This is a genomic window from Nocardia vulneris, assembly GCF_001613425.1.
GTDB lineage: Bacteria > Actinomycetota > Actinomycetes > Mycobacteriales > Mycobacteriaceae > Nocardia > Nocardia vulneris.
This window is the reverse complement of the sequence record NZ_BDCI01000008.1, coordinates 250,336-272,336: the sequence shown is the minus strand read 5'-3', so window position 1 is coordinate 272,336 and position 22,001 is coordinate 250,336. Positions and strand designations below refer to the sequence as shown.

15 protein-coding genes, 1 tRNA gene and 1 other RNA gene are annotated in these 22,001 nt (G+C 68.9%); 9 read left to right on the top strand and 8 right to left on the bottom strand.

Going from position 1 to position 22,001, the window contains the following annotated elements; genetic code table 11:
- Positions 1 to 67 precede the first annotated feature (67 nt).
- From NVU01S_RS12465 to NVU01S_RS45430, 3 genes are all read right to left on the bottom strand, one after another.
- Entirely contained in the window at positions 68 to 2,203 is a 2,136-nt protein-coding gene (locus NVU01S_RS12465; RefSeq protein ID WP_043677654.1) for a 3-hydroxyacyl-CoA dehydrogenase NAD-binding domain-containing protein, read from the bottom strand.
- A 61-nt stretch (positions 2,204 to 2,264) separates the two neighbouring features.
- A complete protein-coding gene (locus NVU01S_RS12460; protein WP_043677616.1) occupies positions 2,265 to 3,479 on the bottom strand; it encodes an acetyl-CoA C-acetyltransferase in 1,215 nt (404 codons plus the stop codon).
- Between the two features lie 291 nt (positions 3,480 to 3,770).
- On the bottom strand, positions 3,771 to 6,857 hold the full coding sequence (locus NVU01S_RS45430) for a DNA polymerase III subunit gamma and tau (RefSeq protein WP_373864195.1): 3,087 nt from the start codon (positions 6,855 to 6,857) through the stop codon (positions 3,771 to 3,773).
- A gap of 442 nt (positions 6,858 to 7,299) precedes the next feature.
- On the opposite strand from NVU01S_RS45430, the gene NVU01S_RS12450 reads away from it, so the two are divergent.
- From NVU01S_RS12450 to NVU01S_RS12425, 6 genes are all read left to right on the top strand, one after another.
- Positions 7,300 to 8,154 carry a hypothetical protein gene (locus NVU01S_RS12450; protein ID WP_244467456.1) on the top strand — a complete coding sequence of 285 codons (855 nt, stop codon included), beginning with the start codon at positions 7,300 to 7,302 and terminating at the stop codon, positions 8,152 to 8,154.
- 219 nt (positions 8,155 to 8,373) lie between these two features.
- Positions 8,374 to 9,612, top strand: a complete 1,239-nt coding sequence (locus NVU01S_RS12445; protein WP_373864197.1) for an ammonium transporter — start codon at positions 8,374 to 8,376, stop codon at positions 9,610 to 9,612.
- Positions 9,613 to 9,698: 86 nt separating this feature from the next.
- The gene (locus NVU01S_RS12440) at positions 9,699 to 11,975 is read left to right on the top strand and encodes an MMPL family transporter (RefSeq protein ID WP_043678667.1); all 2,277 of its coding nucleotides are present in this window, start codon (positions 9,699 to 9,701) and stop codon (positions 11,973 to 11,975) included.
- Positions 11,972 to 12,649, top strand: coding sequence for a TetR/AcrR family transcriptional regulator (locus tag NVU01S_RS12435; protein ID WP_043678668.1), 678 nt, complete (start codon positions 11,972 to 11,974; stop codon positions 12,647 to 12,649). Before NVU01S_RS12440 ends, NVU01S_RS12435 begins: the two co-directional genes overlap by 4 nt.
- Positions 12,650 to 12,753: 104 nt before the next feature.
- A complete protein-coding gene (locus NVU01S_RS12430; RefSeq protein ID WP_043678670.1) occupies positions 12,754 to 13,461 on the top strand; it encodes a DUF8020 domain-containing protein in 708 nt (235 codons plus the stop codon).
- Between the two features lie 376 nt (positions 13,462 to 13,837).
- The gene (locus tag NVU01S_RS12425) at positions 13,838 to 15,127 is read left to right on the top strand and encodes an ROK family transcriptional regulator (RefSeq protein ID WP_043678673.1); all 1,290 of its coding nucleotides are present in this window, start codon (positions 13,838 to 13,840) and stop codon (positions 15,125 to 15,127) included.
- A gap of 56 nt (positions 15,128 to 15,183) precedes the next feature.
- Here NVU01S_RS12425 and NVU01S_RS12420 read toward each other — a convergent pair whose 3' ends face one another.
- The gene (locus NVU01S_RS12420; protein WP_043678675.1) at positions 15,184 to 16,803 is read right to left on the bottom strand and encodes a DUF2207 family protein; all 1,620 of its coding nucleotides are present in this window, start codon (positions 16,801 to 16,803) and stop codon (positions 15,184 to 15,186) included.
- Positions 16,804 to 16,879: 76 nt separating this feature from the next.
- Between NVU01S_RS12420 and NVU01S_RS12415 the strand changes: the two genes are divergently transcribed.
- Positions 16,880 to 18,052: a neutral zinc metallopeptidase gene (locus NVU01S_RS12415; protein WP_244467457.1), complete on the top strand. Its 1,173-nt coding sequence runs from the start codon at positions 16,880 to 16,882 to the stop codon at positions 18,050 to 18,052.
- A gap of 7 nt (positions 18,053 to 18,059) precedes the next feature.
- Here NVU01S_RS12415 and NVU01S_RS12410 read toward each other — a convergent pair whose 3' ends face one another.
- Positions 18,060 to 18,392 carry a hypothetical protein gene (locus NVU01S_RS12410; RefSeq protein ID WP_043678679.1) on the bottom strand — a complete coding sequence of 111 codons (333 nt, stop codon included), beginning with the start codon at positions 18,390 to 18,392 and terminating at the stop codon, positions 18,060 to 18,062.
- A gap of 101 nt (positions 18,393 to 18,493) precedes the next feature.
- Positions 18,494 to 19,066 (bottom strand): HhH-GPD-type base excision DNA repair protein, encoded by a 573-nt coding sequence (locus NVU01S_RS12405; protein ID WP_014981092.1) that lies wholly within the window; start codon positions 19,064 to 19,066, stop codon positions 18,494 to 18,496.
- Between the two features lie 237 nt (positions 19,067 to 19,303).
- On the opposite strand from NVU01S_RS12405, the gene NVU01S_RS12400 reads away from it, so the two are divergent.
- Complete coding sequence (locus tag NVU01S_RS12400) at positions 19,304 to 20,110, top strand: methyltransferase domain-containing protein (RefSeq protein ID WP_043678681.1); 807 nt, start codon at positions 19,304 to 19,306, stop codon at positions 20,108 to 20,110.
- 45 nt (positions 20,111 to 20,155) lie between these two features.
- Here NVU01S_RS12400 and NVU01S_RS12395 read toward each other — a convergent pair whose 3' ends face one another.
- Positions 20,156 to 21,445, bottom strand: a complete 1,290-nt coding sequence (locus NVU01S_RS12395; protein ID WP_043678683.1) for an aspartate aminotransferase type Ic — start codon at positions 21,443 to 21,445, stop codon at positions 20,156 to 20,158.
- Between the two features lie 183 nt (positions 21,446 to 21,628).
- An RNA gene (gene ffs / locus NVU01S_RS12390) (signal recognition particle sRNA small type) lies at positions 21,629 to 21,723 on the bottom strand.
- Positions 21,724 to 21,861: 138 nt separating this feature from the next.
- On the opposite strand from ffs, the gene NVU01S_RS12385 reads away from it, so the two are divergent.
- Positions 21,862 to 21,949 (top strand) — tRNA-Ser (locus NVU01S_RS12385).
- The last annotated feature ends 52 nt before the right edge of the window (positions 21,950 to 22,001 follow it).

The following is a 22,001-nucleotide window of genomic DNA, read 5'->3' as shown; positions in this document are numbered from 1 at the left end:
CCGTCAAGCCCCGAAGACGGCGAAAGCCCGCCACCGCGAGTTGCGGTGGCGGGCTTTGCCATTCGTACTACTTGCGCAGCGAGGCCGGAACCTCGAAACGCTCGCCGTAGGTCTTGGCGAGGTAGTCGGCACGCTCGACGAACGCCGCCTGGCCACCCGGGTAGCCGACGATGAACTGGTGCACACCACCGGTCCAGGCCGGGAAGCCGATGCCGAAGATCGAGCCGATGTTCGCGTCGGCGGTGGTCTCCAGCACGCCCTCGTCGAAGCACTTCTGGGTCTCGATCGCCTCCGCGAACAGCATGCGGTCGATCAGATCCTGCAGCGGCACGGTGAAGTCCGCCGTGGTCTTGAAGTGCTCACGCAGGCCCGGCCACAGACCGGTGCGCTTGCCGTTCTCGTCGTACTCGTAGAAGCCCGCCTTCTCCAGGCGACCCGGACGACCCTCGCCGACCATGTAGTCGATGACGTCCTGCGCCGGATGCCGCTTCTTGCCCATCGTGGTGTCGCCGTGCTCGGCGGCCTCGATGGTCTCCTTGGCGATCTTCTGCATGAGCTTCATGTTCAGCTCATCCGACAGCTGCAGCGGCGCGGCCGGGTAGCCCGCCTGCAGACCGGCCTGCTCGATGGTCGCGGGCTCGATGCCCTCGGTGAGCATGGCGATCGCCTCGTTGACGAAGGTGCCGATCACGCGCGAGGTGAAGAAGCCGCGGCTGTCGTTCACCACGATCGGGGTCTTCTTGATCGCGAGGGTGTAGTCGAACACCCGGGCCAGCGCCTCGGGCGAGGTCTTCTCGCCCTTGATGATCTCCACCAGCGGCATCTTGTCGACCGGCGAGAAGAAGTGGATACCGATGAAGTCCTCTTCGCGCTTGACACCCTTGGCCAGGCCGGTGATCGGCAGGGTCGAGGTGTTCGAGCCGAGCAGCGCGTCGGGGGTGACGATGTCCTCGATCTCCTGGAACACCTTGTGCTTGAGCTCGGTGTTCTCGAAGACGGCCTCGATCACGAAGTCCACGCCGTCGAAGTCCTTGGCGTCGGCGGACGGGGTGATCCGGTCGAGCAGCGCCTTGGACTTCTCCTCCGTGGTCTTGCCGCGGGAGAGGGCCTTGGCCTCGATCTTCTCGGAGTAGTTCTTGCCGCGCTCGGCCGCCTCGATGCTGACGTCCTTGAGCACGACCTGGTAGCCCGCCTTGGCGGAGACGTAGGCGATGCCCGCGCCCATCATGCCCGCGCCGAGCACGCCGATCTTCTTGATGTCCTTCTTCGGCACGTCCTTCGGCCGCGAGCCACCGTTGTTGATGGACTGCAGATCGAAGAAGAACGCCTGGATCATGTTCTTCGCGACCGGGCCGGTGAGCAGGTGCACGAAGTAGCGCGACTCGATCAGCGAGGCGTTGTCGATGTCGACCTGCGAACCCTCGACCGCGGCGGACATGATCGCCCGCGGGGCGGGCATGTTCGCGCCCTTGATCTGCTTGCGCAGGTTCGCCGGGAAGGCCGGCAGGTTGGCCGCGAAGGCCGGGCTGGACGGGGTGCCGCCGGGGATCTTGAAACCCTTGACATCCCAGGGCTGCACGCCCTTGTCCGGGTTCGCCTTGATCCACGCCTTGGCGGCCGGAACCAGCTCTTCGACGGTGCCGACGACCTCGTTGACCAGGCCGATCTCCTTGGCCTTGGCCGGCTTGTTGCGCTGGCCCTGCAGCAGCACCTGCATGAGGGCGTTCTGCAGACCGAGCATGCGCACGGTGCGGATCACGCCGCCACCGGCGGGCAGCAGGCCCAGGGTGACCTCGGGCAGGCCGATCTGCGAACCCGGCACGTCGGCCGCGATCCGGTAGTGACAGGCCAGCGCGATCTCCAGGCCGCCGCCGAGCGCCGCGCCGTTGATGGCGGCGACGACCGGCTTACCCAGGGTCTCCAGGCGACGCAGCGCGCCCTTGATGGTGCCGAGCTCGTCCATGACGCCCTGGCCGTCTTCCGGGCCGACCTTCATCATGTTCTTGAGGTCGCCGCCCGCGAAGAAGGTCTTCTTCGCCGAGGTGATCACCACGCCGGTGATGCTGTCCTTCTCGGCTTCGAGCTTCTCGACGGTCGCCGTCATCGACGACTTGTACAGCTCGTTCATCGTGTTGGCGCCCTGGTTCGGGTCGTCCATCGTCAGTACGACGATGCCGTCCGAATCCTGCTCCCAACCGATCATGTTGGTTTCGGTGCTGGTCACAGCTCTGTGTCTCCTTGAATTTCGCAGCTGCCGGTTGGGATTAGACGCGCTCGATGATGGTCGCCACGCCCATGCCGCCGCCGATGCACAGGGTGATCAGGGCGTAGCGGCCGTTGCGGCGCTCCAGCTCGTCGACCATGGTGCCGGTGATCATCGCGCCGGTGGCACCCAGCGGGTGGCCCATGGCGATCGCGCCACCGTTGACGTTCAACTTCTCGTCCGGGACGTTCAGGTCCTTCTGGAACTTCAGCACCACGGAGGCGAACGCCTCGTTGATCTCGACCAGGTCCATGTCCTCGATGGTCAGACCCGCCTTGGCCAGCGCCTTCTTGGCGGCCGGGGTGGGGCCGGTGAGCATGATGGTCGAGTCGGCGCCACTGGTCGCGGTCGCGACGACGCGGGCCCGCGGGGTCAGACCGGAGGCCTTGCCCGCCTCCTCGGTGCCGACCAGCACCAGCGCGGCGCCGTCGACGATGCCCGAGCTGTTGCCGCCGTGGTGCACGTGGTTGATCTTCTCGACGAAGTAGAACTTCTGCAGCGCGACGGCGTCGAAGCCGCCCATCTCACCGATCACGGCGAAGGACGGGTTCAGCTTGGCCAGATCCTCGGACGTGGTGCCCGGCCGCATGTGCTCGTCCTTGTCCAGCACGACGATGCCGTTCTGGTCCTTGACCGGGACGATCGACTTGGCGAAGTAGCCGCCGGTGGTGGCCTTGGCGGCCAGCTCCTGCGAGCGCACCGCGTAGGAGTCCACGTCCTCGCGGCTGAAGCCCTCGATGGTGGCGATCAGGTCGGCCGAAACACCCTGCGGCACAAAGTAGGTGTCGTAGTTGGTGGCCGGGTCCAGCGCCCAGGCGCCGCCGTCGGAGCCCATCGCGACCCGGGACATGGACTCGACGCCACCGGCGATCACCAGATCGTCGAAGCCCGAGCGCACCTTCTGCGCGGCCAGGTTGACGGCCTCGAGGCCGGAGGCGCAGAAGCGGTTGAGCTGGAAGCCGCCGACGGTGTCCGGCAGACCGGCCACGGTCACGGCGGTGCGAGCGATGTCCATGCCCTGGTCACCGACCGGGCTGACGACACCGAGGATGAGGTCGGAGATCCGATCCTCGTCGAGGTTGGGGAAACGGCCGCGCAGCTCCTGGATGAGACCAACAGTCAAGTCGATCGGCTTGACCGAATGCAGCGAGCCGTTCTTCTTGCCGCGGCCGCGCGGAGTGCGGATGGCCTCGTAAATGTAGGCCTCTGTGGTCATATCGGAGTGTTCCTTCCTTAAAGGTGCGGCGGCCGGACGTGGTCCGCCCGAGCGCTCTGTGCGCCTACCCCGCGCGATGCGGCGTAGGCGCGGGTAACCTCGCCGACCGGTCCTGCGACCGACCGTCCTGACGCTGTACAAAACGCGGCATGCGACGGCGGACGCAGGTTCCGATCGCCCATACGCCTGGGCTTACCATAGAACCTCGTCGTACCGGAGCTCACGGCCACCCGTTCATATTAGCGTGGCGTGCGAACTCCGGTTAACTTAACGTCGTGACGGCGGTGGTTGTCAACCACTCAGGCGTGTGGCCCCCAGCTCACTCTTCAGCAATTCGAGGGCGACCTCGTCGGGGTCGCGGCGATCCTCGGGCGCCACCGGCACCGCCGCGGCGCGGATCATCTCCTCTTCGTCCTCGGGGGTGTCGACCGGGACCGCCCGGTCGGCGGTCCAGCCGTTGCCGCTGCCCGTGTCACTTCCGGTCGGAGGCTGCGCCGGCTCGGCCGGCGCACCGTCAAAAGGGCCGGGATCATCCGGTAGATCGGGGAAGTCCGGCGGCGGAATATCGTCGTCGCCGAACGACCGCGGCCGGTTCGCGGCCTTGTCCGCGGCGGCATTCTTGGCCTGGCTCGGCCGGGAGAAACGCGGCGGCGCGGGCGCGTCCGAGCCCCGCCCGCCCGCGGCACCGGCCTCGCGACCGGCCGATTGACCCGCCGCACGCTGCGGTTTCGCCTGACCCGTCGCCCGCTGCGCGGCCGCGGGCCGGGTCGCGGCACCCCCGGCCTCCCAGCGCACATCCAGCTCACGTCCCAGCACCGCGCGCACCGCCGACCGCACCGCGTCCACGTTGCGCGGATCGGACAGTCGCTGCGCGAGCGGCGCATGCTGATGCGCGAACACGATGACATCGCCTTCGATCCGCGCCACCGAAGCCCCCGCCAGCATCGCCTGCACCGCAGCCCCGAACTCCCGCACCTTGGCCCGAATATCCCCCCAAGAACTTTCCACTTCCCGCAACAGATCCCCGTCCTGCCCGGACTGCCCGGCAGGCGCGGACTGCCCGGCAGACGCGGACTGCGCGGCAGGCGCAGCTTGTGTGGCAGGCGCGGACTGCGCGGCAGGCGCGGCGGGCGCGGACTGCGCGGCAGGCGCAGCTTGTGTGGCAGGCGCGGACTGCGCGGCAGGCGCGGCGGGCGCGGACTGCGCGGCGGGCGCAGCGGATTCGTCCAGGGCGGTTGGCGCGGCGGCCGCGGACTGCGCACCTTGCGCATTCGGCGCAGCCTGCGCGCCGGCTACCTCCTGCACGGTAGGTGCTCCCTGCGCGGCGGATGCACCCGGTGTGGCAGCAGCACCCTGCGGGGCTGACGTCGGCTGCGCGGCGGGTCCGCCCTGCGCTACCGGCGCGGCCGACTCGGCAGATGCACCATGTGCGGCAGGCGCGCCCTGCGTCGTGGGGCCGGACTGCACAGTCGGCCCATCCTGCGGGGCAGACGTCGGCTGCGCGGCGGGCCCGCCCTGCGCTACCGGCGCGGCCGACTCGACGGGCGCGCCTGGCGCGGAATGGCCGGCGGGCTCGCCCTGTGTGGTCGGCGCGGCCTGGCCGGAGACCACGCCCCCCGCTGTGGTGGACCGCGCGGCGGGCGCGTGGTGGTCGGCAGCCCCGCCAGGTCCCCCGTGGATATCGCGCGAAGTCGCATCGCGGCTCGGCGCAGCAGCCGATCCCTCGGCGCTGCCATCGAAACCGTCCGCCGCTCCGGCGGCGCGCGGCCCGTCGCCCTGCGCGGACCGGGAAACATGCTGCGCCACTTGAGATTCAGCGTGTTCGGCAGTTGCGCCGCTCGGGGTCGCAGGCACCTGGTCGGCAGCGGACTCGCTCGACCGATCGGCCGGTCGCTCAGTCTCGGGAACGCCAGCCGTCGCGTGCGCGCCCGACCCGGCAGCCGCCCCGTCGACCTGTTGCGACCGCACCGCATCGGCCGTGGTGGTCGACGCGTCCACCGAGGAGCCTTGCGTTCCGCCGGTGCTCGGATCGGGGGCGACACCGTCGCGGGGTGCGCCGGCGGCACCCTTGCCTGCGGCTTCGCGGCGGATGGCGGCGAGAGCTTCGGCGCCGCGGCGGCGGTTCGATTCGGGGCCGGAGCCGGGGGCGGGGATCGGGGCGGGGGCTGGGGTGCCGGCTGCAGGGGCGGGGTTTGTGGTGGGGGGCGCGGGAGGGACGGCTCCGCCGGCGAAGCCGCGTTCGAGGCGTTCCAGGCGTTGCAGGGTGGCCGATTCGGCGTCGGAGACCGAGGGCAGCAGCATGCGGGCGCAGACGACCTCGAGCAGCAGGCGCGGGGAGGTCGCGCCACGCATTTCGCCGAGGGCCTCGTGCAGCAGTTCGGCGTAGCGGGTGAGGGTGGCGGGCCCGAGCCGTTCGGCTTGGTCGCGCATCCGATCGAGCACGTCGCCGGGCCCGGAGACCAGGCCGCGGTCCACCGCGTCGGGGACGGCGCGCATCAGGATCAGATCGCGCAAGCGCTCGAGCAGGTCGACGGCGAAACGGCGCGGATCGTGCCCGGCCTCGACCACTCGATCGACGGTGCCGAACAGCGCGGCGCCGTCGTCGGTGGTGAGCGCGCCGATCGCGTCATCGATCAGCGCGACGTCGGTAACGCCGAGCAGTGAGACCGCCCGGGAGTAGGTGACGCCCTCGGGGCCCGCGCCGGCCAGCAACTGGTCGAGCACGCTGAGGCTGTCGCGGGGCGAACCGCCGCCCGCGCGAATCACCAACGGGTACACCGCTTCTTCGACCGGCACCTGCTCCTGATCACAGATCTTGCCGAGCAGGCCGCGCATGGTCGCGGGCGGCAGCAGCCGGAACGGGTAGTGGTGGGTGCGCGAACGGATGGTGGGCAGCACCTTGTCCGGCTCGGTGGTGGCGAAGATGAAGATGAGGTGGGCGGGCGGCTCTTCGACGATTTTCAGCAGCGCGTTGAAACCCGCCGTGGTGACCATGTGCGCCTCGTCGACGATGAACACCCGATACCGGGATTCGGCGGGGGCGTAGAAGGCGCGGTCGCGCAGTTCCCTGGTGTCGTCGACACCACCGTGGCTGGCGGCGTCGAGTTCGATCACGTCCAGGTTGCCGGGGCCGCCCGGGCCGAGCGCGACACAGGACGGACAGGTGCCGCACGGCGTGGACGTGGGCCCCTCGGCGCAGTTCAGCGAGCGCGCAAGGATGCGGGCGGACGAGGTCTTACCGCAGCCACGCGGCCCGGAGAACAGATAGGCATGACTGATCCGCCCGGTGTCGAGGGCGGTGCTCAGTGGGTCGGTGACGTGCTCCTGACCCACTACCTCAGCGAACGTTGCCGGTCGGTACTTCCGGTACAGAGCCACGGGCAGAGGTTACCGGCGTGCACCGACAAAGAACATTCCCGCTCGTCGTGGTGCTCGGCGCGGCGGAAACTCGGCAACGCAGCGCAATAGATGTGATCTAACTCACAAGATTCCGAGACCCCCATTAGACCCCGTCGACCCACGACAGCATTGGCAACGTACCGGCAATCACGGATGCGACACCGGTCGCGACGGGGAAACTACCGCCCAATTCCCCCAAGTAGACCGGAAAATAAGACTCATCCCCCGATTTGCCGCAGGTTTATGGAGATAACGAAAGCGTCAACACGGATGACATCGACGCAATCGTCTGGCTACCGTGGCAATCGGCAACTTCGGTAGCCAAACCTTCATCAGGTTGGTTGCCCCGGCCGGTCCCTCATCCCGACCGGGGCACAACCGAAGTGCACAGTTCAGCACCCAAAGGTTCCAGCGCCACCGAGTGCCACGTCCATCGGAGGAACTGCTCACCGTGTCGCCCGACGACATCGCCGCCGCGTTGCTCGCCAGCACCGATTTCGCCGGCAATCCATCCGCTGTAGACCTGCTGAGTCGCGCGATCAGTCCGCAGGACTTCGCGATCAAACGCGATTCGCTCCCGGTGACCGCCGCGGCCGATCCCGCCACCTCCACCGCCATCCTCGAACTGCTCGAGCGCGGCCAGGTCCCGACGATGGCCGCGATCCGCACCCTCACCGCGCAGAACGAGATGCGGCGCGAGGCCGAACGCATCGAGCGCCTCGGCCGCCGCGCCCAGCGCAGCATCGATGACTTCGGCCGCGCGCTCGCCGTGCTCGCCGACGCGCACTGGACCGCGCACGGCATCGGCCCGACCCGGCGCGACGTGTTGTCCTCCGACGAGGTCATGTCGCTGATCCGAACCCGGATCGGCGATATCGCGCCCGCTGCCGTCAAACACCTGTGGCTGATCGAGCGCGCGCAGCGGGCCGGCTGGATCGCCTCCAACGCCAACGCGGGTTCGCTGTGCGCGGGCCGCCGGTTCCACGCCGATCAATACGGCAACCGGGTGTCGCTGCGCCCGGTCAACACCATCGGCACCGCCGTAGCCGCCTACCTCGCCGACTACCGGACCGAGCACGGCCGCGCCCCGCGCTGGTGCACCGTGGCCCAGGAGTTGCGCGACGACCGGGGCCGCCGGGTCTTCCACAACACGGCCGACGCCCGGGCGCAGGAGCTCTGGCTGACCACCGCCGACTGGGTAGCCCTGGAGGACGAGTTGCCCGTGCCGGGCAAGCGCGGCCAGCGCGCGATCGCCCGCAAATCCCGCGCCTCCTGAGCCCTACCGACTGGTAGCAGGAGCGGCCCTGATCCCACAGTGCGGGCGAAACATCCCATGTCCAGAACCCTGCGCAATACGCGGACCAGCGCATATCCGGTGGTGACCGTTCGGTAATTTCCTTGCAACGCATCCTGCGTGGAAGGAGCTACCGTGCCCACACCCCTCGATCCCGCGGCCACTGCCTGGCTGCTCGTCAGCACCGCCCTCGTGCTGCTGATGACCCCGGCGCTCGCGCTGTTCTACGGCGGCATGGTGCGCTCGACCGGCGTGCTCAACATGCTGATGATGAACTTCATCGCGATCCCGCTGGTGACCGTGGCCTGGCTGCTGCTCGGCTACAGCATGGCCTTCAGCGACGACGCGGGCGGCGGCCTGATCGGCAACCTGGACCACTTCGGTATGGCGAACATCGATCCGGGCACCGTGCGCGGCGCGGTACCGGAACTGTTGTTCGCCACGTTCCAGCTGACCTTCGCGATCCTGACCGCGGCACTGGTCAGCGGCGCGATCGCGGATCGGGCGAAGTTCGCCGCGTGGATGGTGTTCGTGCCGGTGTGGGCGCTGGCCGTGTACGCGCCGATCGCACACTGGGTGTGGGGTCCGGACGGCTGGCTGGCCTCGTTCGGCGCGCTGGACTACGCGGGCGGTCTGGTCGTCGAAATCGCTTCGGGCGCTTCGGCACTCGCGCTGGCCCTGGTGCTCGGTCCGCGCATCGGGTTCAAGACCGACGCGATGCGCCCGCACAACCTGCCCTTCGTGCTGCTCGGCGCGGGCCTGCTCTGGTTCGGCTGGTTCGGCTTCAACGCGGGCTCGGCGCTGTCCGCGAACGGCATTGCGGCAGCGGTCTTCTTGAACACGCTGGTGGCGGGCTGTCTCGGCATGCTCGGCTGGCTCGCGGTCGAGCAGATCCGTGACGGCAGGCCGACCACGTTCGGCGCGGCCTCCGGCGTGGTGGCCGGGCTGGTCGCGATCACCCCGTCCTGCGGCTCGGTGAACACGCTCGGCGCGCTGCTCGTCGGGCTCGCCGCGGGCGTGGTGTGCTCGTTCGCGGTGGGCTGGAAATTCAAAGCGGGCTATGACGATTCGCTCGACGTGGTGGGCGTGCACTTCGTCGGCGGCATCGTGGGCACGGTGCTGATCGGCCTGCTCGCCACTCAGGTGATGACCGGCGGCGTCGACGGTCTGTTCTTCGGCGGCGGTTTCGCCCAGCTCGGTAAGCAGCTGGTCGGCGTGCTCGTGGTCGCGGCCTACGCGTTCCTGGTGACGTTCGCGCTCGGCAAGCTCATCGACCGGATCATCGGCTTCCGGGTGAGCAAGGAAGACGAGACGGCGGGCATCGACTTCGCACTGCATGCCGAGACCGCCTACGCCGAGGGCGTGCACGGTCACGCGCCGCGCCGATTCGGCGAGGGCGGCCACTTCGGCCACGGCACTGCGGGTGACCGGGATCACTGACCCGGTACCGGCTCCCTCTGTCGGCGCAGGGTTAACGGCGTTACGCTAACGCCGTTACCTTACTGCGCCGAGCGAGGGAGCCGCGCATGCTGATTCGGATCGCACAGCTGGTCACGCGGTATCCACGCGCCATCCTGATCGCCGCGGCCGCGCTGGCGATCGCCTGCGGCGCGTTCGGCGCGACGGCGGCATCGCACCTGAAGTCCGCGGGCTTCACCTCGCCCGATGCCGACTCCTCCGAGGTCACCCGGCTGCTCGCGGACAATTTCGACGGCGCGGCACCCAACTACATCCTGTTGGTCAGCTCCGACGCGGGCGCCGACGCACCGGCGACCCGCGCCGTCGGCACCCGCCTGGTGGACACGCTGCGAGCCCGCCCCGACGTCAAGGGCGTGCAGTCCTATTGGACCGCCCCGCCCGCCGTGGGCTCCGCACTGCGCAGCACCAGCGGCAAGGACGCGCTCGTGCTCGCCTACCTGACCGGCGACGACACCGAGGCCCAGCGCACCGCGGGCGAGCTCACCGAACAACTCGCGGGCAGCGCCGACGGCATCACCGTCCGGCAGAGCGGCATCGCGTCGGTCTTCCACGACGTGAACAAGCAGATCACGCACGACCTCGCGGTGGCGGAGGGGGTGGCGATCCCCATCTCGCTGATCGTGCTGATCCTGGTGTTCGGCAGCGTGATCGCCGCCGCCCTGCCGCTCACGGTCGGCATCTTCGCGATCCTCGCCACGCTGGCCATCCTGCGGATGTTCACGCTGATCACCGACGTCTCCATCTACGCGCTGAACATGACGACGGCGATGGGTCTGGCGTTGGCGATCGACTACAGCCTGTTCATCGTCAGCCGGTACCGGGAAGAGCTCGCCAACGGCCTCGATCCGGTGCGCGCCACCGTCCGCGCCGTGCAGACCGCGGGCCGCACGGTGCTGTATTCGGCGCTGACCGTTGCGCTTTCGATGTCCGTGCTGAGCATCTTCGACATCTACTTCCTGCGCTCGTTCGCCTATGCCGGCGTCGCCGTGGTCGTCGCGGCCGCGGCGGCGGCCATCGTGATCCTGCCCGCGGCGCTCGTGCTGCTCGGCCATCGGGTGAACGCGCTGGATATCCGAATTCCGTTGCGCCGCATGTTCGGCCGCCCCGCGCCCGATCCGCTGAAAGTCCAACGGCCGGAACAGAGCTGGTGGTACCGCGCGGTGACCTGGGTGACCCGGCGTTCGGTACCGGTGGCCCTGCTGCTCGTCGTCCTGTTCCTGGCCCTCGGATCGCCTTTCCTCTCAGTGAAATTCGGCTACCCGGACGACCGCGTACTGCCGACCTCGGCGGCGAGCCGGCAGGTCGGCGATGTGCTGCGGGCCGAGTTCCCTGCGGCCAACTCCGGTAACAACACCACGATCGTGTTGGACGGATATCACGGCGGGCCAGGGCCGATCGGCGACTATGCCACGGGTCTGTCTCGGGTGGACGGCGTTTCGGCGGTGCTGTCCAGCGCGGGCATCTACATCAAGGGCGCACGGATGGCGAGCGGCCCGCCCGGAATGGCCAACGACACCGGCGAATACGTGAGCGTGGCGACCCGGCCGGACCCGTTCTCCCCCGCGGGCAAGGCGCAGTTGCTCGCCCTGCGGGACGTGCCCGCCCCCGGCCCGACCCTGTTCGGCGGCGCCGCCGCGGTGAACGCCGACGCCCTCGATTCGCTGAGCAAGCGCATGCTGCCCGCGGTCGCCCTCATCGCGCTCGCCACCTTCGTCGTGCTGTTCCTGTTCACCGGTAGCGTGCTGCTGCCGCTGAAAGCCATTGTGCTCAACACGCTTTCGATGGCCGCCGCGTTCGGCGCGATGGTCTGGATCTTCCAGGACGGCCATCTGGCGGACCTGCTCGGGTTCACGGCGGTGGGTTATCTGACGCCGACCACCCCGATTCTGATGTTCTGCGTCGCCTTCGGCATGTCGATGGACTACGAGGTGTTCCTGCTGTCCCGGATCCGGGAGGAGTGGCTGGCCTCGGGCCGGGTCGTCGACGGCGTCGTCGTGCGCACCGCCGAGGACAACGTGCACGCCCTCGCGGTCGGCATCGCGCGGACCGGCCGGATCTACACGGCCGCGGCCGTGCTCATGGCGATCGTGATCGGCGCGATGATCACCTCGAAGGTGTCGTTCATCCAGTTGATGGGCCTGGGCCTGACCTTGACCGTGCTCGCCGACGCCACCCTGATCCGCACCATGCTCGCGCCCGCGCTGATGAAACTGATGGGCACCGCGAACTGGTGGGCGCCCAAGCCGCTGGCCCGGCTGCACGCCCGGATCGGCCTGCGCGAGGAGAGCGAGCCTGCCGAACCCGTGCTGGCCGGGCGCAAATGATCCGTGCCGGTCGATCCCGCTCGGCCCGTGGCGCCGGTGCTCAGCTTCGCACCGAAATCCTGGACGCGGCAACGGAATTGCTGACCCGCACCGGGCACGCCGATGCCGTGTCGATCCGCGCGATCAGCCAGCGGGTCGGAGTCAGCGCGCCCTCGATCTACCGGCACTTCGCCGACAAAGACGAGCTCATCGGGGCCGTCGTCGTGCAAGTTTTCGAGAATCTGGACGCCGCGATCGTGGCCGCGACCGATCCCGCCGCCACGCCGCTCACCCGGATGCAGCAGCAGGGGTTGGCGTACGTCCGGTTCGCGCGCGAACATCCGGAGCAGTACCGGCTGGCGACCCTGCCCACCGAATCGAGCAGCGCGGTCGATCAGGTGATGACCAGCGGTGCGTTCCAGCACTTTTCGCAGACCGTACAGGACTGCATGGACGCGGGCGTGTTCACCTCCGGCGACACCCTGCCGGTCGTGCTCGACCTCTGGGCGGCCGCGCACGGCATCGCCTCGCTGCTGATCGCCAAACCGTTCATCCCGTGGGGCGATACGGAGGAGGTGGCCAATCGCGTGCTGCGCGCGGCGTGCATCGGCCACGTGGTGGTCGACCTGATCGGCGCGGATCCCGCGCCCGCGGACCTGATGGATTGGCTGGCCGGGCAACGCCGGTCGCACTGACGTCGCCAGTTGGAATCTGCCTGCGTTATTCCCTCGTTCTCCTGCGCTTTCTGCTCGATGCTTCGCCAGGAGAAACGCACATCGAGATCGAGGGAATGCAGTAGATGAGGATGAGGAAGCTGGCCGTGGTCGCCGCGTTGGTGATCATGGCGACCGGAGTGGCCGCGGGCACCTCCGTCGCCGCGCCCGAAACCGCCCCGGGCCCGGTAAATTTCACCGCGCGCACCACCGACACGTCATCGATCATCGAGACCGACGCCGGCTCGCTCGTGGTCGAAGACGGTGCCTTCAAGGTCAAGGCCGCCGACGGCACCACCGTGGCCGCCACCCCGCTGACGCTTCGCATCGACGAGTTCGAGTTCCCGATCGCCGCGCAGATCTCGCAGCGCACCGCGACGCTCACCCCGCAGCTCGACCAGGCGCACGCCGTCTACAAGCCGATCGCGCTGCCGTTCGAGGACAAGGCGCCGTGGAAGAACGAGTACGACCGTGAGCAGGCGGCCTGGAGCCGCTTGACCAGCACCATCAGCGCGGGCGCCACGATCGGCACCCTGGTCGGCGGTCTCGGCGGCGCGGCCGTCGGCTGCGTGCTCGGCGGCATCGCCGGCGCCACCGTCGCCTCGGCCACCATCATCGGCCTGTTCGGCCCGTTCATCCCCGCGGCCGCCATCGGCTGCCTCGGCGGCATCATCGCCATCGGCGCCCTGGGCACCGTCGCGGGCCAGATCTTCGTGACCGCCCCGGTCGCCATCGGTGCGGCGATTCAGTACTTCACCACAATCAACCAGCCGTTCGTGGCCCCGCCGAAGTAGTCCACAACCGCTCCGAGAGACCCCGCCCAGCCCCGCTGAGCGGGGTTTTTCTCGTAGCAGGCGGAGAAAGCGGTCGCCGCCGCGCCCGTCGCAGCCGCGTGACCTGCGGAAATAGTGTGGGTGAGAACACAGCGGCAGTTTGAGGCTTGGTGAGTCGCGCCAACCGGTGTTAATTTCTTTTACATGTCTGCCAGCCGACCGACCGCCCTGCGGGTCACCTATGTGACCGCCGCGCTCGGGCTCCGGCTGCCTTTGACGCGCGAACTGTGTTGTCGCCCTTGCTGCAGCTGAGCAGCCTTTTCGGCTCGTTCACTGCCCAGTCGCCCACGTAGGCACGTCCCGCCCCGGTGCGGGACCTCGGCAAGGAATCTGCACTATGTCCCTCCCTACCCTTGAACGCTCCACCGCCAGGGTCACCAACGGTCGAGCCCGGGTCCAGCGTCCCGTGGTCGCACCCGAACTGCGTCTCGGCGACAACCCGGCGGCCGCGGTATTGCGCGCCGCGACCGGCGGCCCTGTCTCGCGCGACAATGCCGCGCGCACAACGGGTTTGAGCATCGCGACGGTCAACCGCCAGGTATCCGCGCTGCTCGCCGCCGGCCTGCTGCGCGAACGGCCCGACCTCACGGCCTCGGGTGCGGTCGGACGGCCCCGGGTGCCCTTCGAGATCGATCACGAGGCGTACCTCACCCTCGGCATCCACGTCGGCGCCGCGGTGACCAAGATCGTGGCGGCCGACCTGCGCGGCCGCATCCTCGGTGGACTGGCCATCGCCACCCCGCAGACCGGTCAGGAATTCGCCACCACCACCGTCGCCCGCAGCGCGAAGGCGTTCCTGCAGCGCTGGCATCGGCGCAAGCCGCTCTGGGCGGGGGTCGCCATCGGCGGCCGGGTCGACCCGGTCACCGGCGTGGTCGATCATCCCAAGCTGGAGTGGCAGGGCGCGCAGATCGGCGCCGTGCTCGGCGAGGTGCTGGAGCTGCCGGTCTCGGTGGCGCCGCACGTCGAGGCGATGGCGGCCTCGGAATTGTTGCTGCCCACCATCGAAGCGCGCGACGCCGCGGCCGGCCGTACCGCGGGCCCGGAACGCGGCAGCAGCCTCTACTTCTATGTCCGGGAAACCGCCGGTGTCGCAGTGACATTGGACGGTCGCGTGCACACCCCGAGCAACGGGCCCGGCTCCATCGCACACTTGCCGACCGGCTCCGACGTGGAATGCACCTGCGGCAGGCGTGGCTGCCTCGAGGTCACCGTCGGCGACCGCTCGCTGCACTCGCGGGCCGTCGGACGCGGAATCATCCCGGCGCACAACGGAACCGCGGGCTCTACGATCGCCGATCTGTACCGAGCCGCCGAGTCCGGGTCCGAGCCCGCGCGCGAACTGCTCGCCGAGCGCGCCACCATCCTCGGCAACACCGTGGCGATGGTCCGGGACATGCTCAACCCCGACCGGGTGATCCTGGGCGGCCAGGCCTTCACCGGCTACCGTCCCGCGGTCGCGCATGTGGCCCGCGCTTTCAACCAGGGTTCCAGCCTGCCGCCCACCGATATCCGGATCAGTGGATTCGGCGGCAAGGTCCAGGAATTCGCCGCCGTGGTCACCTCGCTCAGCGTGCTCTACGCGGACCCGCTGGCGGCGATCCGCCGAACCACGCTGGCCGACTGAGGATTCCGGCCGCTCGTTTCCCGCACACGGTCTCCTGTGTGCGGGAAACGGCGCGCTCAGCGCTCCGGTGCGAACAAGCCTTCCAGCGCGGTGATGAAGAACGGGAAGTGCCCGGCGAAGCGCTGCAGGTTGCGGTCGCGTTCGAAACCGCCGAACCAGTACAGCCCGGGCTGCGCGTCGGCGGACGGGTTGAGATCGCGGAAGGCCCGGATCCAGTTGTCGGCCCGGCTGCCGATCACCATGAACGGCAGCGCACGGGAGAACACCGTCTCCTGATCGATCGGCGGAACCTGTTCGCGCCGAGTCGCTTCCAGCCCACGCTGCAACGCGCGGATCTGCCCGGACAGGGCTAGGCCGTGCGCGGTCCGCACCGGCAGATACTTCGGCAGCAGCACCGTGGCGATACCCGCGAGCGCGATCGCCACGCCGACCAGCGCATGTCCGGCGGTGAGCGCGAGCCCGATCGTGACGGCGATACCCGCGACGATCAACGCGCCGCCGAGCCAGCCGGCCAGGCCGAGCCGCCGCCGGTCGGCGAAGGTGCCGCGAGCGACCGCGTCGTCGAGCAGTGCGGTGCGCACCGGACCGGACTGCACCCGTCCGGGCGCGCGCAACTCGGTCATCGTGACGGCGTCCGTGCCCTCGGGCAGCAGGGCCAGATAGACCGCTTTCTCGTAGCCGCGCAGCTGGTCGTCGGGCGTATTGACCCGGGTGATCCGCCAGTCGGTATCGCTGAGCGGCAGCACCCGGATATAGCGGCGCACCGCGAGATCGACCACTGTCGCGGCGATGTCGACCGGGTCGACGTGCTCGTCCAGCAGCAACCCGGCCTCGCCGGGCAGCACACCGTCGGGCGAGACGAACTGGACCCGATCACCCTCGCGCAGCAGCGGATCGAGGGTCTGCGAGCCCGTACCCGCCGCGGCGTTCTGCCGCCGCGCACGCAACGCGAAGACGGCCAGGCCGATCAGCGCGAGCACCAGCACGCCGAACGCGATCAGCACCGGCGTGGTGAACGCGAACGGACCCGCGGCGCTGTCGTCGCGCACGTCGGCATTGCTCGGCACCGTGTTCGGCGGCAACTGCAGGGTGAGGTCGATCCCGTCGCCCTTGTGCAGATCCGTCTGCTCCAGGTAGAGCACGCCGTCGACCTCGGTCTTCACGTCGGCGCAGGCCCTGGTGTTGCCGGGCGGGCCGAGTTTGCAGTCCACGATGCCCATTTCGAAACTGGGACTGATCAACGTGGCGCTGATCGCGGCGATATCGCTGCGCACCACCCCGATCCAGTTGAACACCTGGCTGCCCGGGGCATCGCTGACCAGGTTGTGCACCGAGTAGGTGAAGGTCGATGTGCCGGGCTTGGCCTCGATGGTGAACTGGTCGTTGGCGACCGTCGCGGTGCCCGCGCCCTTGGTGTCGACGTCGGTGACCTTGAAGCGGCGCTCGACATCGTCGCGTACCTGCAGCCGCAGCGGCAGCGACATCTGGAACGTGCCGTCCGGCGGCACCTCGACCTGCTCGACCACCTCGAGCACGCCGTCGCGGTTCAGCTTCAGATCGGCGGTGATCGTCACACCGCTCGGCGCGGGCTCCGGGTGCGCCGCCGGGGCCGTCGCGAACAATCCCGCGGACGCGAGTAGCAGCGCGCCTACGGCGGCCCCCCGAAAAGTCAGCATGGCAGCCTACTTTAGACAGCTTGCTATTCTGCGTCATCGGCTGTCGGCGATCACTGAGACGAGGGGGTACGGGGGCGTGACACAACCACCGTACGGATACGGGCCGGTTCCGCCTGGTGGGCGACCGGTTCCGCCCCCGCCCGGCTATGGCCCGCCGCCGGGGCAGGGTCAGCCGCCGCCCGGCTACGGCCCGCCACCGGGCTATGGTCCGCCACCCGGCTACGGTCCCCCACCGGGGTACACCCAGCCGGGATACGGTCCGCCACCGGGTTATTCGGCACCGCCCGGCTACGGTCCGCCGCCCGGCTACCGCGCACCGGCGCCGCCGCCGATGCCGTACGGCCCGCCCGGCCGTCCCCCGTACCCGCCGCGCCGGCGTTCCGGTGGCGGCGGCGCGTGGATCGCGCTGCTGGTCGTCGTGGTGTTCCTGGTGGTGGGCGGCTTGGTCCGCAACGCGATCTCGGTCGGCCGCAACGACAGCAGCCCGTCGACGGTCACACCGAGCCTCACCTTCTCCCCCGACGGTTCCACCGGCCCCGCCGAGACCGGCGCGAACCCGCTGCTCGCCGACCCGAGCGCGACGCTGATCCCGGCCCGCTGCCCGTACTCGCCGTGGGGTACCCAGGTGGATGCCGCGCGCAAATTCTTCGAGAGTGCCGCGTCGTGCCTGGAGGCGGCCTGGAAACCGGTGCTGCAGAAGGCGAATCTGCCGTTCCAGCCGCCGACGTTGCACGTGAGTGCCACCACCACCGGCATCACCACCCCCTGCACCGGCACCACCAGTAATTTCGCTGCCTTCTACTGCCCGGCCAACAAGACCATCTACATGCCGGTCAGTCAGTTGCAGACCGATTTCTTCAAGGACAACTGGGTGGTCTACCTGTCGGTCTTCGCGCACGAGTACGGCCACCACGTCCAGGCCATGTCCGGGATTCTGCGCAAGGCCAACAGCGAACGCGCCGACGCGGGCCCGCGCAGCACCCGCGGCCTCGAGCTGTCGCGCCGAGTCGAGTTGCAGGCCAACTGCTTCGACGGCATGTACATCGCGTCCTCGTCCGGCGGTGGTTCGCTGACCAACTCGCAACTGAATGTCGCCCGCAAGGACGCCTACGGACGCGGCGACCAGGCGGGCGACATGCGTGACCACGGCACCGCCGAGAACGGTGGCCAGTGGTTCGAGACCGGACTGGACAAGAACCGTGCCGCGCAATGCAATACGTTCACGGCACCGGCGAGTTCGGTCAACTAGCGCAAGCTCACGCGCCGTCGGCTAGGGGCGGCTGGAGGGGCCGGGCATAGGTGTATTCGGGCGCGACAGTGATCACGTCGCAGATCTGGACTAGCTGTTCGGGAATGCCACCCTCGAAATGCGCTGTGCCGGGGACGATTACCGCGTCCACCCCCAGTCGCTGCGCCACCGTGGTCAATCTGTGCAGCACGTCGTCGGTTTCCGCACCGAACACCACGGTCTTCGCCAGGTCGTACCCGAACCGCTGGGCCAGGCTCCGGATCAGAACCTCGTCCCACTGTTGCCGGGCACCGGATACATCGCGGCGCAGATATCCGATCGCCGCCGGTCGTCGCCTCATCGAAACCACTCCTTTCGCCCAGAACAATCCCGGTAGACCACGGTCCCCGGCAATGCCCGTCCGCTGCCAGTTCCCCGCCACTGGCTCGGAGCGGCCCCGCCCTACTTCTTGGCGGCGGCCTTCGCCTGTTTTTTGAATTCCCTTACCTGAGCCAGGGTTTCGGCGTCGGTGACGTCGGCGACCGAACGGCGTGATCCTTCGTCACCGTAGGCGCCCGCCGCTTCGCGCCAACCCGCCGGCTGCACGCCACGCTGCTTGCCGAGCAGGGAGAGGAAGATCTTCGCCTTCTGCTCCCCGAAACCGGGCAGGTCCTTCAATCGGCGCAGGACTTCCTTCCCGTCCGGCTTGTCCTTCTTCCACAGGTTCTCGGTCCTGCCGTCGTAGTTCTCGATGATGTAGCGGGCGAGGTCCTGGGCGCGGCGCGCCATCGAGCGGCCGTACCGGTGGATGGCGGGCGGGGTGGCGCAGAGGTCTTCGAACTCCTGCTGGTCGGCTTCGGCGATGCGGTGGATGTCGAAGCCGCCCATCCGGTCGGCGATCTTCTTCGGGCCGCGGAACGCGTGTTCCATCGGGTATTGCTGATCGAGCAGCATGCCGAGCAGGGTGGCGAAGTGGTCCTCGGTCAATAGCTCGTCGGCTTCGACATCCTGTGCCAGGCAAAGCTTGCGACTCATCGCCGTTCCTTCCCACCGTTACCGAAACTGCTCGGACGGCTCGATCATCTCATTAGTGCCGACGCCCCGGGCGCACACTATTCATCGCACGCGCACCCGCCCGGCAGTGAGTCAGGTCACAGGGGTGGAGTGCGGGGCAATACGGCCGCGCGTAGGCTCCAGCGCATGCCTCAGACGACGGCAGTACCTACATCGGCGCCCCACACGACGGGGTCCGCCAGAGATGGAAACGGGAGCATGGACACCTACACGTTGCGCCCGGATCGGTTCGACCGAGCAGGCCAGGACCAGCTCGTAGACGTACGCGATCTGCAAGCCGCACTGCCCGGGATCCGCAGGTTGCGGACCTGGGCCCAGGACGCGCTCGCGCTGCGTCCCGGCGAACGCGCGGTCGACATCGGCTCCGGCACCGGGTCGGAGGTGCTGGCCTTCGCGGACGTGGTCGGTGCGGACGGTGTCGCGGTCGGCGTCGAGCCCGACCCGAACCTGCTCGCCTCCGCCGAACGCCGGGCGGCCCAGACCGGCTCGATCGCCAAATTCCATTCCGGCGACGCCTACGGCCTGCCGTTCGGCGCGGACAGCTTCGACGCCGCGCTGTGCGAGCGGGTGTTCCAGCATCTGACCGCGCCCGCCCGCGCCGCCAACGAGATCGCGCGCGTGCTGCGGCCTGGCGGCCGGGTCGTGGTGGTGGACAGCGATTGGGGCACGGCGATCGTGCATCCGGGCGAACGGTCGGTGGTGCGCGAGGTGATCGACACGCTGGTCTCCGCGACCACGAACCCGTTCTCCGGCCGCAGGCTGCCCGGTCAGCTGACCAAGGCGGGGCTGGTGATCGACGAGATCGGCTCGCACGCGCTGGTGCAGGATCGCACCGTGGGCGCGGGCTCGCTGGTCAACCGCATCTCGGCGATGGCGGTGGCCCGCGGCGTGATCACCGAGGAACAGCGCGACCGGCTGCTCGAGGATCTCGAGGCGGGCGCGGCCAGCGGCGACATCCACCTCTCGGTGACCATGTTCGCGGTGCTCGCGCACAAGCCCGAATAAGCGCACAGCGGGGCGCGTACCGAAGTACGCGCCCCGCTGTTCCCGCTACTTGCCGAGCAGCTTCTCGGTGGCCGCGAGCAGTACGCAGGTGGCCAGGCCGTCCATCGCCTTCTCCAGCTCCGGCAGCTTCGGGAAGCTCGGCGCGATCCGAATGTTCTTGTCCTCCGGATCGTTCCGCAGCGGGAAGGCCGAACCCGCGGCGGTGAGCGCGATACCCGCGTCCTTCGCCAGCGCGATCACCCGGCTCGCGGTGCCCTCCAGCACGTCGAGGCTGACGAAGTAGCCGCCCTTCGGCTCGGTCCAGGACGCCACCTTCGAGGCGCCCAGCCGGTCCTCCAGAATCCGCAGCACCGCCGCGAATTTCGGCTCCAGGATCGCGCGATGCTTCTGCATGTGCGCGCGCACGCCCTCGGCGTTGCCGAAGAACCGCACGTGCCGCAGCTGGTTGATCTTGTCCGGGCCGATCGATTTCTTCGACAGGTGCTGCAGATACCAGTCCAGGTTCGCCGTCGAAGCGCCCAGGAAACTGACCCCGCCGCCGGCGAAGGTGATCTTCGAGGTGGACGCGAACACCAAGGGCCGGTTGGGGTTTCCGGCCGCGGCCGCGAGACCGAGCACATCGAGCACCGGCGCCGCGGTATCGGTCAGCGGGTGCACGGCATACGCGTTGTCCCAGATCAACCGGAAGTCCGGTGCCGCGGTCGGCATCGAAACCAGTTCCCGGACAACCTCTTCGGAGTAATTGACGCCGCTCGGGTTGGCGTAGTTCGGCACCACCCACATGCCCTTGATCTGTGGATCCTGCGCCACCAGTTCGGCGACGGCGTGCGCGTCCGGGCCGTCGGGCCCGAGGGGCAGCGGGATCATCTCGAAGCCGAGCGTCTCGGTGATCGAGAAATGCCGGTCGTAGCCGGGGCTCGGGCACAGGAACTTCAGCTTCTCCTCCGCGGCCCACCGGCGCTCGGAGTCGTTGGTGCCGTGCAGCATCGCGAACGCCAGCACGTCGTGCATCAGCTCGAGGCTGGCGTTGTTGCCGGCGATCAGGTTGTCCACCGGGATGCCGAGCAGTTCGCCGAAGATCGCGCGCAGTTCCGGAAGACCCTGCAGGCCGCCGTAATTGCGGCAGTCGGTGCCCGCGGCATCGCGGTAGTCGCCCTCGCCGGGCAGGGAGAGCAGGGCCGCGGACAGGTCGAGTTGTTCCGGAGAGGGTTTTCCGCGCGTCAGGTCCAGCGTGAGCTTCTCGGTCTTGAGCGTCGCGTAGTTCGCGTTCTGAGTCTCGTGCTCGGACACGAGTTCCTCGTGGCTCATCAAACCGATCTGCGTTTGCCGGGGCATCCTGGGCAGCCTTTCGAAGCTTGCGGGGACGTGGGGTGTCGGCCGGACGATGTGCGGCGGCCGGGCATTCGATCCGTCTGGCGCATGCGCAGACGAACCGTGTTCACGTTACCCGTGTGTTGCTCGGAATTGGAGGCGTTATCCGTCAGCCGGACGAGGTCCGTGCGCAGCCCCCGAGAAAATATAAGGGGACCCCGCGCACCCGGCAGAGCCCATTGACCCTTGCTGCCTTCCGGCCCTGGGGGAGTTCACAGGATGCGCGCCGCGCGGGATCCGTCGGCCAGTGTAGCCGCTCCCGCGCCCACCGTGCTTCCCCGGGGTCCCCGAACCCGCCGACAACAGCCCGAGCAGGTACTTCCGCCCTCCCCCCGCCCCCATTTGGCGTCCGCCCTCCCCCTACCGGTATGCTGCTCCACGGAGGATTCGCCTAGTGGCCTATGGCGCTCGCCTGGAACGCGGGTTGGGTTAACGCCCTCAGGGGTTCAAATCCCCTATCCTCCGCCACGAAAGACCCCGCCGGTTCAGCCGTGCGGGGTCTTTCGCATTCTCCGTGCAC